We start from the raw sequence: 13,837 nt of genomic DNA, 5'->3' as shown, positions 1-13,837 counted from the left end.
TCCACCTGGCTTTCCGTGACTTACGTGCATTTATATAAGCCAATATACTATGAAAAGCCTCATAATTCTAGGACCGTCTATTGAATGAATCCGTCGATATTGAGCAAAACTGTGAAGGATATGCATGATTTAATAACTATGGAGGTTTCCCATACAATGATTGCCCTCACGATCACAGTTCTCATTCTTATATGTCTCGTATTTTCACTATGGCTCAGCTATTACCTTGGTTACAAGAAGCACTTGAACCGGCATCGAGTGAAGCGCTACCCGAAGCGTACGGGCAAGCTCAGCCTTTTTACGGACGGAAATGAGCTGTATACCAGCTACTTTAAAGACATTCGAAACGCAAAAGACTCAGTGGAGATTCAGTTTTATACTCTATGTGACGACAAGATCTGCAATGAATTTCTCGCTATCCTTCGCCAGAAGGCCCATGAAGGTCTCACCGTTCGCCTGCTGCTCGACCATTATGGCTCAAAGAATGTGAAGAAAGAACAGATCAAACGTTGCCGGGACGCAGGAGTAAAGGTAGCTTTTTCCCACAAACCTTCTCTTCCCTACCTGCTGTTCACCTCCCTTACCCATAACCACCGGAAAATAAGTGTGATTGATGGTGAGATCGGGTATATTGGCGGGTTTAACCTCGGAGAAGACTATCTAGGAAATAACCCAAAGCTCGGCTATTGGAGGGATCATCACCTGAAGGTTCTCGGGAAAAGCGTGGACGATTTAAGGAACCAATTTTACCGGGATTATAATATGGCAACCGGTGAAAAGCAAACATACGTACCTCAGGAGCATGTCCGGGAGACCGGCGGAATTGAACATCATTTTGAAAGTACGAACGGAGCTCATCTTCAGGAAACCTTCCTCGCGATGGTAAGACGAGCAAAGAGAGAGCTTTACATCTGCACACCCTATTTCATCCCTGGAAAAGAACTGACAGATGAATTGATCCGCGCGTTAAAAAGAGGAGTAAATGTGAAGGTTCTCGTTCCGTTCAATGGTGATTACCCGCTTGTAAAAGAAGCGGCTTTCCGCTATTACGGCCTGCTTTTGCCGCATGGATGCAAGATCTATCGATTCTACCAGGGATTTTACCACTCGAAAGTTGTTGTGGTCGATGATAAACTGTGTGACATCGGATCCGGAAACTTTAACAAGAGAAGCTTTTATATAAATGACGAAATGAATGGGTTCATCTATACCGCTTCGTTCATTAATAGAGTGAAAGAAACGATCGAGGAGGATATCCAGCGTTCAGAGCTTCTGACGTATGATAGCTACCAAAAGAGACCTCTCCTGCAAAAGGGAAAAGAACAAGTGGCGAATCTTTTCTCCCGCTTCTTATAAGACAGACGTTAAATCCCTCCGTCTGTTTTTTTTATTCATTCTCTTTGAAAGCGTTTACTTTTGAATATCGCGTTTCATGGCGTCTGTTTAAGGTAAAACATTATGGAACACTGTCTAATACCAGAACAATGATCAAGGAGGTCCAACATATGTGGCAACCCCTCATTATTTTTCTCATGCAGCTGTCTCTGCTCCCAATTGTGACCGTCCGTACCATCTTGCTTGTGAAAGGCGAAACACGAAAAGCCAGCGTCATCGGGGTGGTGGAAGCGGCCATCAACGTCCTTTCCCTCGGAATCGTGTTTCAGGATATGTCGAACATTTGGAACATCATCGCCTACGCCCTCGGATTTGGAGTAGGACTCCTGCTGGGCGGAGTGCTCGAGAATAAATTGGCGATCGGCTACGTCACCCACCAGATAAACCTGCTCGACCGATCAGAAAAATTGGTGAACCGTCTTCGCGAAGAAGGATTCGGCGTTACTGTCTATCAGGGTGAAGGCCGCCAAGACAATGCACGGTTTCGTCTGGATGTACTGGCGAAAAGAAGCCGGGAAAAAGAACTCCTTCGAATCGTCGATGAAATCGCACCAAAAGCCTTCCTCGTCTCCTTTGAAATCCGCAGCTTTAAAGGCGGCTACCTTACAAAGAGTATGAAAAAAGAAAAACACGCAAAATAGGGTGTGCCAGGCACCCGCATTACACAAGTGTGTAATTGCGGTGCCTGGCACCTTTATACTTAGTAGTTATAAAATACCCACAAGCTTTCTACTCCTAATAGGATCAGGTACCCCTGCAGGGATTGTGCGGCCCTCCACTAAGGAATGTGCATTCTGCTGAAAATAGGTTGTTTTGCTGACACCAAACTGTTTTGTAATCTCCTCATACGCTTCCCTTAAACAAAATCCTCTCGTTGAAACGTTATGCGCATCGGATGAGATGAAATGAGTCAGGCCGTGGCTGATGAGTTCTTGAGAGAATGACTTGCACTTTTTTCCGAAGTATCCTAACACACTTCCCGCTGTAACCTGCGTCAAAGCCCCTTGCTGGACAAACTCGTAGAGCAGTTCTGGATTTTCCTGCAGCTCTGTATTCCGTTCAGGATGAACGATCACCGGTACAAAGCCTTTGACGAGCATTTCATGGAACAGTTCATGCGAATAATTAGGCACCCTTGTAAATGAAAACTCGATAAACATGTATTTCGTATGATTTAAAGACAGCAGCTGTTCCAAGTTCTGTGGAATTTCGTATTGGATCCTTAACTCCTGGCCGGGGAGTACCGTCAAGGGAAGCCCTTCCTCCATTAAACGGTTGTTTAACTGCTCGACCTGCTCCAAAATAAAAGATTTTTCGTTCTCATACATACCGTTTCGATGATGAGGTGTTGCGATCACATATGTTATCCCCTGATCTAGTGCACACCGGGCCATCTCCAGACTCACTTCAATATTAGGTGCTCCGTCATCAATTCCTGGCAGGATGTGTGAATGAATGTCAATCATAGCGTCCTCCTATAGTTGTGTATTTGATATTCCCGTATTATCATACATTTGTTCCTTTTCGGGCCGTTAAGCTCAGGCCCACGCATTCTTTAATAGACTTCATTGAGATTCACGACCGTTTGTTTTAGCGTCTGCCTATTTTTCAATTACGCGGCAATCACCAAAAGACAGCCATCCCGCAAATGGCCGATTCCTTGGTGCGCGCTCTAATGCTATAACTTTCGTAAGGAAAGTGGCAGGTCTGTATAGGTCAGAAATCTGAAAAGTATAATGTGGATCAATAAGCAAACAAACAAGCCAGTGAACAGGTGAAATTTTCAAATTGAGTATATCAGGAAAACATGTTGATAGAACGGGACTTTAGTTGAACTCTGGGGAACATTTACAATCATTTAACAACAGTACAAATCGGGTGTGTTTATCCCAAGAAGTTCCATCATACTTCACTTTATTAACTATGGTTCTTTATGGAAAGGATATTTTATCCCAATAGAGAAAGAGGGGCTTAAAAGGAGTTCATCCGAGGTAAAATATGGGGGAATTTAAAAGATCTTAAGCAGGCTTCCTAAAATCTTCAACGAATCTGCTTAATGTGGGCTTTACGCATTTTACATTCACCGTTTCTAATTGCCTGTACCTTTTTGACTAAGAATCGCAAAAAAGTGGTGCCAGGCACCCGCATTACACACTTGTGTAATCGCGGTGCCTGGCACCGCCTACGGGCACCACTTACGCTCTTAATGAGCTGGCTTCTTTTTATTTTGATAAGGAAACGAAGTCACGTTATTACGAACCGGCCGTAAAGGCTTGTCTTTTTCCAAGGCATCTTCCGGAACCGGATTTCTTTTCAGGTTCACAAACGCAGAAACATTTGTGAGAATGCCCATCGAAAACATGATGACGAGAAGTGAGGATCCTCCATAGCTCAGAAAAGGCAGCGGAACGCCGGTTACGGGCAGGATTCCTGTGGCAGCCCCCAGGTTAATGAACGACTGTATGCCGATCATGCTGGCGACACCAAATGCCAGCAGCCGGCCAAATGTATCTTTGCAGCGAAGGCCGATAATAAATCCTCTGATCACAATATAAAACAAGCCGGTTATCGAAGCCAAAACACCCACAAATCCAAATTCCTCAGATACATTGGCGATGATGAAGTCCGTCTGCCCCTCTGGCAGGTATCCGTATTTTGTTCGCCCGTTGCCAAGCCCTACCCCTTCCATTCCACCGGCTGAAATGGCCACATATGAATTGATGAGCTGATAGCCTTCCTTTTGGTGCTCAAATGGTGAATAAGCTCCCTTAAATCGGGACAGCTGCTCGTCACTCGCCACAAACAGGAAGAAAATAACCATCAGTACCGCAGAAGCTATTCCCAGTATCGCAACATGACGGAAACGGATCCTCGCACAAACGAGAATACAAGCTGCGATTGAAACCAGGATCAGCATCGAACCGAAGTCAGGCTGCATGAGAATAAGTAAGGCAATAAACCCAACGACAATTAACGGAGGAGCAATCGCTTTGTTAAAGTCGGAAATGTAAGACTGTTTTTTTGATAGAATCGATGACAAGTAGATGATGATCGCAATCTTGGCTGCCTCAGCCGGCTGAAGGTTAAATCCTCCCAGACTGATCCACGACTGCGCGTTATTGACGACCTTACCCAATAGAAAAACTAGTATGAGCAGAAAAACGGTTATGGTTAATACGAGTTTAGTAAGCTTCATATACGCTTTGTACGGAAAGATAGAGGAGAGACAAAAAACCAGAGTGCCGCCAAGCACAAAGATAAGCTGGCGATTAAAGAAAAAGTCTGCTTCTCTTCCATAATTAAACGCGACCCAGTAGCTGCTGCTGTAGATCATGACCAGACCAAATATACATAAGCACAATGTGGCTGCTATTAAACTATAATCCATGTTTTTGATTAACTTTTTCAGCATAATTCGATCACCCACTTTTATTCTACTCTATATTGGTACATCCTGGATGATAAATTGTGCGACAAAATCGCAACATTCTCCTCGTAACTGGACAAAAAAAGACATTGTTCATCGGTAACAGCCTCCAACTCTCCATTTACTAGGAGGTAAGTTTACTTTTTTGTAACAGCCCCACCACAGGCAGGACTATCTATACGATTGAAGAAAATAATACTATCAAGCTATGGGGGTGCGATTCTTGAACAAAGATACGTTTGATCTCTATTTAGTAGAAGCTTCAACCGATCAAAGGCGGCAGCGTGCGGTTTATACGGTCTCCTCCGTCCAGGAAGCCTATGATAAGTTCATGGGGGAACTTAAAGCCAATCCTGAGACCACTCAAAAACTAAAATCACTTACGATCAAAAGCGGAACCGTTTCATATGATATCTTTAAGTAATAGAGTTACGTTAAGAAGCCCCTCCTCTAAATAGGAAGGGGCTTCTTCTTGTTTTCTTATGACTTTTTAAAGTGATGTTCTGCCTGCTCCGTCTGGTTTTAGTTATGAGTACAATCCCCAATAACATATTTTTATATTAATATGTGCCAGTAAAGGAGTATTGAGCCTATGCAGAATGGTTTAAAGTATAATGTCAGAACCCAGTTTCGAATGATGGCTGATGATCGAACCCTTGCGAAATTACTCAAGCACCTTGCTCTAAGCGGGATCAATATCAATGGATTCCAACAGTTGAAACCAGACCCTTACAGTCCTCTTAACGTTTTTAGATTTGTAGTGGGCAGCACAGAAGGTGAGAGCCCAAACGAAATCGAAGCCGTCAGAAACATCCTTTCTTCCTCTCATGTGCATTGGACAGAAAAGCACGTTATTCAGATCCTTGAGATTGCTTCAGGGGCACCTGGACAACTGGGAATGATTCAGGGAGCATTGTGGTGTAAGGTTAAGATTGAAGCGATCTATCTAGGGGAGAAAACAAAAATCTATTTGGATGTTTCAAACAATAAGGAAGCCATCAAGGTTTTATCTCAGCCCCTTCAGCTCTGTCGTTAAAAAATTGGTGCCAGGCACCACGATTACACACTTGTGTAATTGAGGTGCCTGGCACCTTGACCCTGAAATGCACAGCACTGCATTTTTTCCTGCTGTGCACCGTCGATCCCCTGCCAGGTTCCAGTCAGCGTTAAGCGGCCATCTGGCTGCCTTTCAGGCACCAGCTTCCCCACGCCGCTCCGCAGCTCATCGTTCTTGTTCACGTGATGGTATTTAAAATGAAGTTCCCCTTCTTTATCAACCATTCCTACTAATGTTCCATATTGAATGCCTTCTCCTGTATAAGTGGCACGCACGATCAAACCTTCCTGAATACAAGTAAAGTAAATCGGTGAACTTTCATCATGAACTTCGTGTTCCGGCACGGACACAAATACCTGATTGTGGTAGGTTGCCATTGGTTTACACGCCTCTCCTTTTTATTCAAAACAGGCTTGTAGTACATATCTTTATGCAACTATACGGAAAAATGGCTATATAAAATAGAAATTCGTGATATTTTCTAACAGACAATTTATGATTAGTTTCTTCTGGGTTTGGATTAGTCTATTTTGGTTAAAAAACGTGTCGCAGATGGTTGCAATATATGTCTACATTTATTTTTCCATCGCCTATACTTATGTGTATCCGCCAAACCCTGAATCTAAACGACAGATCGCATCATATTTCCCGGAAAATAATCGACAGCATCCTAAGCTTTCTTCTTAACGTGAACAACAGCCTTTATGTCCTCCAAACGTAATAACCTTTACCGGTTTACGTTTAGACTTCTTCTGTTTTCGATCCGAACAGCAATTGCATTTGTTTTGCAACTTCATCACCCCCTTCTAGTAAACTATGATTATTTTCAATTTAGTGCTTGTACTTGAAACCTATTTTCCTTTATAAAAAATTTACTGTTCAGCCATCATGGATGATGGTATTCTAAATAATGGTATTTATTGAATATAAGGGGAAGTGGTGAAGGTATGGCTCAAAATAAAAGAATGGGATTTGTTGTTTTGGCAATGGCACTGGGGCTTTTCATGTCTTCGTTGGATAACACCATCGTTTCAGCCAGTATCAGTCAAGTGATCAAAGATATTGGCGGCTTTGATAAAATGAGCTGGATTTTCACAGCGTATATGCTGGCAGCGACCAGTACGATGCTCGTCTTCGGCAAGATGAGCGATTTGTTTGGACGTAAACTGTTTTATTTGATTGGAATCAGCCTGTTTCTTATTGGATCCTCCCTATGCGGAACCGCACAGAACATTGATCAGCTGATCTTTTACCGTGTCATTCAAGGGGTAGGATCCGGAGCAATTTTTCCGATCTCCTTCACGATCATCTACTCTGTCTCGACCGATCCGAAGCAAGCCGCGAAGATGTCGGGAATTTTTGCAGGGATTTTTGGTATTTCCTCTGTTCTCGGCCCGCAGATTGGCACATGGATATCAGAGTCTTCTTTATTAGGATGGAGATGGTGCTTTTACGTAAACATTCCTTTTGGTCTTCTGTCCATCATCACGCTGGCGATCGCCTTAAAGGAGTCCAAATCCGATCTTAAACCAAAGGTGGATTACTTAGGAACGCTGCTGCTCGTCTCATCTACGGTCCTTCTATTGCTCGGATTGGAGTGGGGCGGAAAGGATTATGCATGGGATTCCGTACAGATCATCGGACTTTTCTCCGGTGCTGCCGTGTCACTTGTGCTCTTCCTCTTCGTCGAACGAAAAGCGCAGGAACCGATCCTTCCGCTAACCATCTTTAAAAATAAAATGGTCCTCGGAACGAGCATCGTCGTCTTTTGCCAGGGTGCCATCATGTTCTCGGCCATCACGTACTTGCCAATTCTTTCGGTCGCCGTTATCGGTAATGAAAACTCAAACAGCGTATTGACGCCCATGATGTTTCCTATCATGGTTGGAGCGATCATCGCCGGGTTTCTTTGTACCAAAATACGTTTTCGCACGATCATGGCCTTTGCGATGGGTTTTGGAGTGATCGAAGCTTATTTGCTCGGCACCATTACTCATGAAACCGCCAACTGGATGGTAACAGGAGTCATGATTGTACTGGGCCTTCTCGTCCTGGGGCCGCTCATGAGCGTTTCACAAAACGCTGTCGCACAGTCCGTTGATAGTAAGTACATCGGGATCGCCTCCTCTGTCGTCGGTTTTTGGCGAAGCATCGGCGGTGTCATGGGAGCTGCCATTACCGCTACGATCGTTAACAATGATTTAAAAGACAAAATGAAGGAGTTCGCGGCAACGTCCCAGCTGCCAGCGGATAAAGTTGAGCAGATGGCTAAGCCGGAAATCCTGATGCAAAAGGACAATCAGCTTCCTCCTCAAGTCGTCGGCTTTTTAAGAGATGCGTTGGAAAAAGCCTTGCATCACGGCTTTTACCTCGCGTTAACCGCTTGTGCCATCGGGTTCATCGTCGCCCTGTTCGTCGGTGGCGACCGGTATGTGATGGGCAACCGCGGACAGAAAGCAGAAGTAAAAAAAGAAGTGCCGGCAAGTTAATCGATTGCAAAAACGGACTCCTTTGCGGGAGTCCGTTTTTTTATAGCAGGCGGTTCAGGCCCAAATGGCCACTTAACACCAGACTCTGCCTCAATCCCCCTCACTTTTATCCGTGAAAAAACCCAGGCTCCTCCAGCCTGGGCGTTACTCCCTGATTTATAACTCGATCTTCGCTACATCCTCCCAATAATGGCACAGAACGCGCAGCCCTTTATCAAAGTTCTCCAGATGAAAGTGCTCGTTAGGCGCATGGAAGTTTTCACTCGGCAAGCCGAATCCCATTAACACAATCGGCAGGTTAAACAACTGTTTAAATGTGGCGATGATTGGGATGGAGCCGCCGCTTCGAATATAGGAAGTCTTCACTTCGTACACTTTTTCATAGGCATCACCTGCCGCCTGAACGTAAGGATGGTCGATCGGCGTCAAGTAAGGATGGCCTTGATCAAACCGAGTCATCTCTACTTCGACCCCAGGAGGCAGATGTTTCGTAATATGCTGTTTCAGCTGCTCCACGATCTTGTCAGGTTCCTGGTTCGGCACAAGACGGCAGGAGATCTTCGCATGGGCTTCTGAAGGCAGGACCGTTTTCAGACCTCCGCCTTGGTAGCCGCCATAGATGCCGTTCACTTCAAGGGTCGGACGGGTCCATGTCCGCTCAAGATAAGTGTAGCCTGCTTCACCGTATAACTCGTTGACACCCAGCTCCTTCTTTACTTCCTCCTCATTGAACTGAAGGGTAGCAAACTCTTCCTTCTCCTGCTCGGTCACGGTCAAAACATCATCATAGAAGCCATCGACCAGGATATGCCCGTCTTCACTGTGGAAGGAATCTACAATTTTAACGAGTGCATGAATCGGATTTTGAACGGCCCCGCCATAAAGACCGGAGTGAACGTCTCCGCTCGGTCCCTTCAAGTCGATCTGCAGACCGCACAATCCCCTGAGTCCATAGGTGATGGCCGGCTTCCCCTTTTCGATCATGCCTGTATCTGAAACCACGATTAGGTCTGCTGCCAACAAATCTTTGTGTTCTTCCGCAAAAGCGGGCAGGTTCGGGCTTCCCATCTCTTCTTCGCCTTCAATGCAGAACTTGAAATTCAGCGGCAGTGTACCCGTTGTCTCCAGGATCGCTTCCAACGCTTTAAAGTGCATAAACGTCTGCCCTTTATCATCACTCGCACCACGGGCATAGAGCTTTTCATCACGGATCTCAGCCGAGAACGGCGGGCTGTTCCATAGCTCTACGGGATCTACCGGCTGTACATCGTAATGCCCGTAGATGAGCGCCGTTGGCTTTCCCTCCGCTTTCAGCCACTCGCCATACACGACCGGATGCCCCTTTGTTTCATATACTTTAACATTGTCCATACCAAGCTGGCGGAGGGATTGTGCGGTCCATTCCGCTGCCTTCTCCATATCTCCCTTATGCTCGGTTTGTGTCGAGATGCTCGGAATAGCAAGAAAATCTTTAAGCTGTCTCAAATGGGCATCTCTGTTCTCTGCAAGATAATTTTCTATTTTTTCGTTCACGATACGAACTTCCTTTCCCTCACTAGTTTATTTGTCTTTGAGCATCTTCACCAGCCGCTTTGGTGCCGTCCGGCAGTATGCCTCAAGGATCAAGCTCTGAATCTCGTTCCAATTTAGACGGTCCGAAGTGTAAATGGAGGTCCAGCCGTGCTGGCCTATGTAAGCCGGTCTGAAAAAACGCTCGTCCTGCAAAAGGATCTCCTGTGTTTCTGGCAGTGTTTTCATCGCCAAAGAAGTTCCCTGTTCATTTTCCCCCATGATGACGAAAGGCTTGTCCTTCACACGGAAGGACGTATGGCCAAAGCCATCAATCTGCTCCGTCACTTCCGGAAACCCTTTGCAGATCTCCCGCACCTGCTGAAGCATTCCCTTGCCTGCCTCAGAAAAAATTTGTTTATGGCTTGCCACTTACGTTCCCTCCTTCGAATGATCAATGCCGAACGTTTTTTTCAGGCCGTCTTTCCCCTCTTCGGTCACCTTTACCGCACGATTTTGAGGAACACGCTGAATCCATCCCAGCTCTATTAACCGTTCTAAAACCGCTTGGCCGAGTGCACCTGCCAGATGATGGCGCCGTTCACTCCAGTCCAGACACCGGTAAGAGAACGACCGGCGTTTCTTGCTTACCGTTTCGAGTGGAATTCCCAGTTCTTTAAAAAATAGCTCACCCTTTTCCGTAACACGGAAGTTCTCGTGGTCTTCACGTAAAACACCCGTTTTCAAAAGTGCATCCGCGAGTTGGACTCCGAGGCTCCCCGCCAGATGGTCATAGCAGGTTCGTGCATACCTCATCGCCTTATCCTGTGAGGACTGCTTCAGCGATTTAATTTTGACAGGCGGTGCTATGAAAAGAAAAGACTCCATCACCTTCGCGACCTCTTCGTTCTGAATGCCGTAATAACGGTGCCGGCCCTGTTTTTCCTGTACGATCAAACCGGCTTCCTGCATTTTTGAAAGATGAAAGCTCGCTGTCTGAGGTTTGATGCCAGCCATAAAGGCAAGTTCGCTGGCCGTATGAAACCGGCCGTCCATCAAAACTGTCAGCATCGCCGCTCGTGAAGATTCACTCACGATCGAAGCAATCTCGGCTACATTCGATTGTGCCATCCACCATCGCCTCCTTTTACATCCATATTTCGATGAACATCGAAGAATTCCTGCTTTACAATAATTTAAGTCAAAAAAGGAGCGATCAACATGAAAGAAATCCAAACGATTACACCTAAAATCCTATACTATGGCACTCCCGTCATCCTGCTGAACACGCTAAACGAGGATGGCACAACCAACATCAGCCCCATTTCATCGTCCTGGGCTCTGGGAAACAGCATCATTTTAGGTATAGGGCTCGGCGGGAAGGCCATTGAAAACTTGGAAAACACACCAGAATGCGTACTGAACATCCCGGACGCCTCATTATGGGAGAAGGTCGAGAAACTCGCTCCCTACACGGGGAAAGATCCAGTTCCTTACGAAAAACAGATGCTGGGGTTCACCTGCAAAAAAGACAAGTTTACTGAATCTGGCTTCACATCCACACCATCGGTGAGCGTCCAGCCGGACCGAATCCAGGAATGCCCGCTTCAGATCGAAGCAAAAGTGGAGCAGATCCGTGTTCCTGATTATTCACCGTTCTTTGCTATCGTGGAGACACAGGCCGTAAACGTTCATGCTCATCCAGAAATCATCACAGGAACAAACCACATCGATCCTGCCCAATGGCGGCCTTTAATCTATAATTTCAGGCACTATTTTGGCCTTGGAGAAGAACTCGGGAAAACGTACCGTTCAGAGACGTAACCTAGCGAAAATTGAGCAGAGCCCCTGACAAGAGGAATTTTTGAATCAGCAGGCATAGTCCCCATCCGCCGATGCCAAGTACAATCGACAGAAAGAATGGTACAGAATGCTTAAGACATACGGCGACAACGAAAATTAAAACGATAGTGCTCGGCAAACCGTACAGAACGCCGTACAAAAACTGGCTGAGGTGATCGGCCCGCTCTCCCTGATTTTGCAGCCAGAACAAGCTCAGCAGGCTGATCAGCGGAAGAGCGGCAATGATCCCGCCATAGCGCGGTGAATGTTTGGCAAGAGCAGTAATCATACCAATGACCAGTGCCGATATTGTAATTTTAACGACCGTATACATGTTTTGCCTCCGTTCTAAGCTTCTCAAATGCGTCCATCAGACTCTGCTGCTCGTCCTTGCTCAAACGGTCCAGGACAGCCTGGAGTTTTTGTTCATCGAGTTCGGTGTTCCGTTTCAGTGCGTCTTCACCAAGCACAGTCAGTTTTACAAAAACCGTCCTTTTGTCTGAAGCTGATCGTTCTTTCTCTAAATAACCTTTATCGATCAGCCGTTTCACATGCTCGGATGCAGAATGATGCGTCACTTGCAAAACATCGGCCACATCAGCAACCGTCGCATCCTTCTTCTTTTTTACCGCCTGCATGCACCTCACGTTTTGGTGGGTTAATTTTTCTTCATGTCTGTAATGCAGCAAATAATACAGATCTGTCCATAGTTCATTAAAGAATGAAACATCCATTTTCTTCACCTCTTTTTATATCGTACAATACGATGTATTTTTAAGCAAGAGGGAGGCGCTCTTAAAACGCCTCCTTTTTTTAAACAGCTGCTGCTTTCTTTGTTTCTTTTTTAACAGTCTTGTTCAGTGGTCCCGTAACTTTTGTAAAACAGTAGATTCCAAGCATCCCGGACACGAGATAAGCGAGTGCCATCCCCCAGGATGGGACGAATGATCCGATCGTGATGCCGGCCGCTCCAAGAATTTTAGCCATCTGGAAGGTTAAGCCCTGAACCGCCATATAGGAGCTTCGCGCATCATCATTTACGATATCAGCCATAATCGATTGCTTGACCGGTACGTACATGAGCTCGCCGATCGTAGCGATAAAGATGGAAACGAGCAGCAGGGCCACCGAATTGCTGTAGCCAAGCACAGCGTAACCGGCTGTGTACATCCAAAAGCCGGTATAGATGACTTTCTGGTCCGAATATCTTCTCATCCAGCGCGTAACAAGCACGGTTCCCGCAACGACGAGCACTGTATTCAATGTCCGGATCCAGCTGATCATCCGCAAGCCGTCGAGCTGGTAGGTAAACCAGTCGCCGAACGATACCATTTGAGAGGTGAATTCGTCCTCAAGCCGTACGGAGATGTAGTTTCCTGTCTGAAACTCAATCGCGACGATGAGAGTGGATGCTAAACAAAACCACAAGAACACTTTATCTTTCATGACCGTTTTGTAGTTGTTGGCCATGTCCCTGAACACGTTGATCTTTTCAGGATCTGCGGCAGTCTTGGTGTAGGACTCCCTCATCACATAGGTGACAAGGTACAGCGTGAGGATACTGACGGCTGTTATAGCTATAAACAGTTCAAAACGGTGAGACTTAAACAGGAATCCCCCTGCAATGGAACCGAGCGCGATGGACAGGTTGACCGCCCAATAGTTGATGCTGTACATGAATTTCCGGTTTTCCTTCGTGCTGACGTCAATCAGCATCGCCTCAGCCGCCGGATTCATCAGCCCTGAGCTGATGCTTTGGATGAGCATCATGAACGATGTAACCCAGGCGGAATCATACCAGGGGGAATTGGCGGCCGTCATAAACAGGAATGCGGCCACAGTAATCAGCTGTCCGATGACCATGACCTTTTTACGGCCGACCCTGTCCGCGACATACCCTCCATAAAACCCAACCAAAATGGAGACAAACACGTTGATCAGCAGGATGATTCCCGCGAGCGCCTGACCCATTTTGTCCGACAGGTAGATCGCCATAAACGGAAAAATCATCGTTCCAACGGCACGTGTCATAAATGACGTTATAATCCTTATCTTTATATTCGGATGTAAATCTCGAAACATTCTTTCTCCCTCCTTTTACCAGTTGTTCTATCTGGA

The 13,837-nt window shown here is 46.0% G+C and carries 15 protein-coding genes; 6 read left to right on the top strand and 9 right to left on the bottom strand.

What is annotated here, in order from left to right; genetic code table 11:
- Positions 1 to 156 precede the first annotated feature (156 nt).
- Positions 157 to 1,356: a cardiolipin synthase gene (cls, locus tag ABHN01_RS03965; protein WP_429874460.1), complete on the top strand. Its 1,200-nt coding sequence runs from the start codon at positions 157 to 159 to the stop codon at positions 1,354 to 1,356.
- A 149-nt stretch (positions 1,357 to 1,505) separates the two neighbouring features.
- The gene (locus ABHN01_RS03960; RefSeq protein WP_290398079.1) at positions 1,506 to 2,036 is read left to right on the top strand and encodes a DUF2179 domain-containing protein; all 531 of its coding nucleotides are present in this window, start codon (positions 1,506 to 1,508) and stop codon (positions 2,034 to 2,036) included.
- 66 nt (positions 2,037 to 2,102) lie between these two features.
- On the opposite strand, the gene ABHN01_RS03955 is transcribed toward ABHN01_RS03960, so the two are convergent.
- Both ABHN01_RS03955 and ABHN01_RS03950 read right to left on the bottom strand, forming a co-directional pair.
- Complete coding sequence (locus tag ABHN01_RS03955) at positions 2,103 to 2,861, bottom strand: tyrosine-protein phosphatase (protein WP_429874459.1); 759 nt, start codon at positions 2,859 to 2,861, stop codon at positions 2,103 to 2,105.
- A 737-nt stretch (positions 2,862 to 3,598) separates the two neighbouring features.
- Positions 3,599 to 4,807: an FtsW/RodA/SpoVE family cell cycle protein gene (locus ABHN01_RS03950; protein WP_429874458.1), complete on the bottom strand. Its 1,209-nt coding sequence runs from the start codon at positions 4,805 to 4,807 to the stop codon at positions 3,599 to 3,601.
- A gap of 238 nt (positions 4,808 to 5,045) precedes the next feature.
- Here ABHN01_RS03950 and ABHN01_RS03945 point away from each other — a divergent pair, with 238 nt between their 5' ends.
- Together ABHN01_RS03945 and ABHN01_RS03940 are read left to right on the top strand one after the other, a co-directional pair.
- Complete coding sequence (locus tag ABHN01_RS03945) at positions 5,046 to 5,246, top strand: hypothetical protein (protein ID WP_290398076.1); 201 nt, start codon at positions 5,046 to 5,048, stop codon at positions 5,244 to 5,246.
- A 168-nt stretch (positions 5,247 to 5,414) separates the two neighbouring features.
- On the top strand, positions 5,415 to 5,858 hold the full coding sequence (locus tag ABHN01_RS03940; protein WP_429874457.1) for a hypothetical protein: 444 nt from the start codon (positions 5,415 to 5,417) through the stop codon (positions 5,856 to 5,858).
- 23 nt (positions 5,859 to 5,881) lie between these two features.
- Here ABHN01_RS03940 and ABHN01_RS03935 read toward each other — a convergent pair whose 3' ends face one another.
- On the bottom strand, positions 5,882 to 6,256 hold the full coding sequence (locus ABHN01_RS03935) for a n-acetylglutamate synthase (protein WP_429874456.1): 375 nt from the start codon (positions 6,254 to 6,256) through the stop codon (positions 5,882 to 5,884).
- A 570-nt stretch (positions 6,257 to 6,826) separates the two neighbouring features.
- On the opposite strand from ABHN01_RS03935, the gene ABHN01_RS03930 reads away from it, so the two are divergent.
- Positions 6,827 to 8,368 carry an MFS transporter gene (locus ABHN01_RS03930; protein ID WP_429874455.1) on the top strand — a complete coding sequence of 514 codons (1,542 nt, stop codon included), beginning with the start codon at positions 6,827 to 6,829 and terminating at the stop codon, positions 8,366 to 8,368.
- A 156-nt stretch (positions 8,369 to 8,524) separates the two neighbouring features.
- On the opposite strand, the gene ABHN01_RS03925 is transcribed toward ABHN01_RS03930, so the two are convergent.
- From ABHN01_RS03925 to ABHN01_RS03915, 3 genes are read right to left on the bottom strand one after another with little or no spacing between them, the layout of a single operon-like run.
- Positions 8,525 to 9,901, bottom strand: a complete 1,377-nt coding sequence (locus ABHN01_RS03925) for a dipeptidase (RefSeq protein ID WP_429874454.1) — start codon at positions 9,899 to 9,901, stop codon at positions 8,525 to 8,527.
- Between the two features lie 27 nt (positions 9,902 to 9,928).
- Positions 9,929 to 10,267, bottom strand: coding sequence for an MmcQ/YjbR family DNA-binding protein (locus ABHN01_RS03920; protein WP_290399023.1), 339 nt, complete (start codon positions 10,265 to 10,267; stop codon positions 9,929 to 9,931).
- Between the two features lie 42 nt (positions 10,268 to 10,309).
- Positions 10,310 to 11,008, bottom strand: coding sequence for an ArsR/SmtB family transcription factor (locus tag ABHN01_RS03915; RefSeq protein ID WP_429874453.1), 699 nt, complete (start codon positions 11,006 to 11,008; stop codon positions 10,310 to 10,312).
- Positions 11,009 to 11,098: 90 nt separating this feature from the next.
- On the opposite strand from ABHN01_RS03915, the gene ABHN01_RS03910 reads away from it, so the two are divergent.
- A complete protein-coding gene (locus ABHN01_RS03910; RefSeq protein WP_429874452.1) occupies positions 11,099 to 11,701 on the top strand; it encodes a flavin reductase family protein in 603 nt (200 codons plus the stop codon).
- 1 nt (position 11,702) lies between these two features.
- On the opposite strand, the gene ABHN01_RS03905 is transcribed toward ABHN01_RS03910, so the two are convergent.
- The 3 genes from ABHN01_RS03905 to ABHN01_RS03895 form a co-directional block, all read right to left on the bottom strand.
- The gene (locus ABHN01_RS03905; protein ID WP_429874451.1) at positions 11,703 to 12,053 is read right to left on the bottom strand and encodes a DUF3147 family protein; all 351 of its coding nucleotides are present in this window, start codon (positions 12,051 to 12,053) and stop codon (positions 11,703 to 11,705) included.
- A complete protein-coding gene (locus ABHN01_RS03900; RefSeq protein WP_429874450.1) occupies positions 12,037 to 12,453 on the bottom strand; it encodes a MarR family winged helix-turn-helix transcriptional regulator in 417 nt (138 codons plus the stop codon). The genes ABHN01_RS03905 and ABHN01_RS03900 overlap by 17 nt, the downstream gene beginning before the upstream one ends.
- Positions 12,454 to 12,532: 79 nt before the next feature.
- A complete protein-coding gene (locus tag ABHN01_RS03895) occupies positions 12,533 to 13,801 on the bottom strand; it encodes an MDR family MFS transporter (RefSeq protein WP_429874449.1) in 1,269 nt (422 codons plus the stop codon).
- Positions 13,802 to 13,837 lie beyond the last annotated feature (36 nt).

Origin of the sequence: Fictibacillus sp. NRS-1165 (assembly GCF_050468105.1) — a bacterium.
Lineage (GTDB): Bacteria > Bacillota > Bacilli > Bacillales > Fictibacillaceae > Fictibacillus_C > Fictibacillus_C terrinigri.
This window is presented reverse-complemented; position numbering and strand designations above follow the sequence as displayed.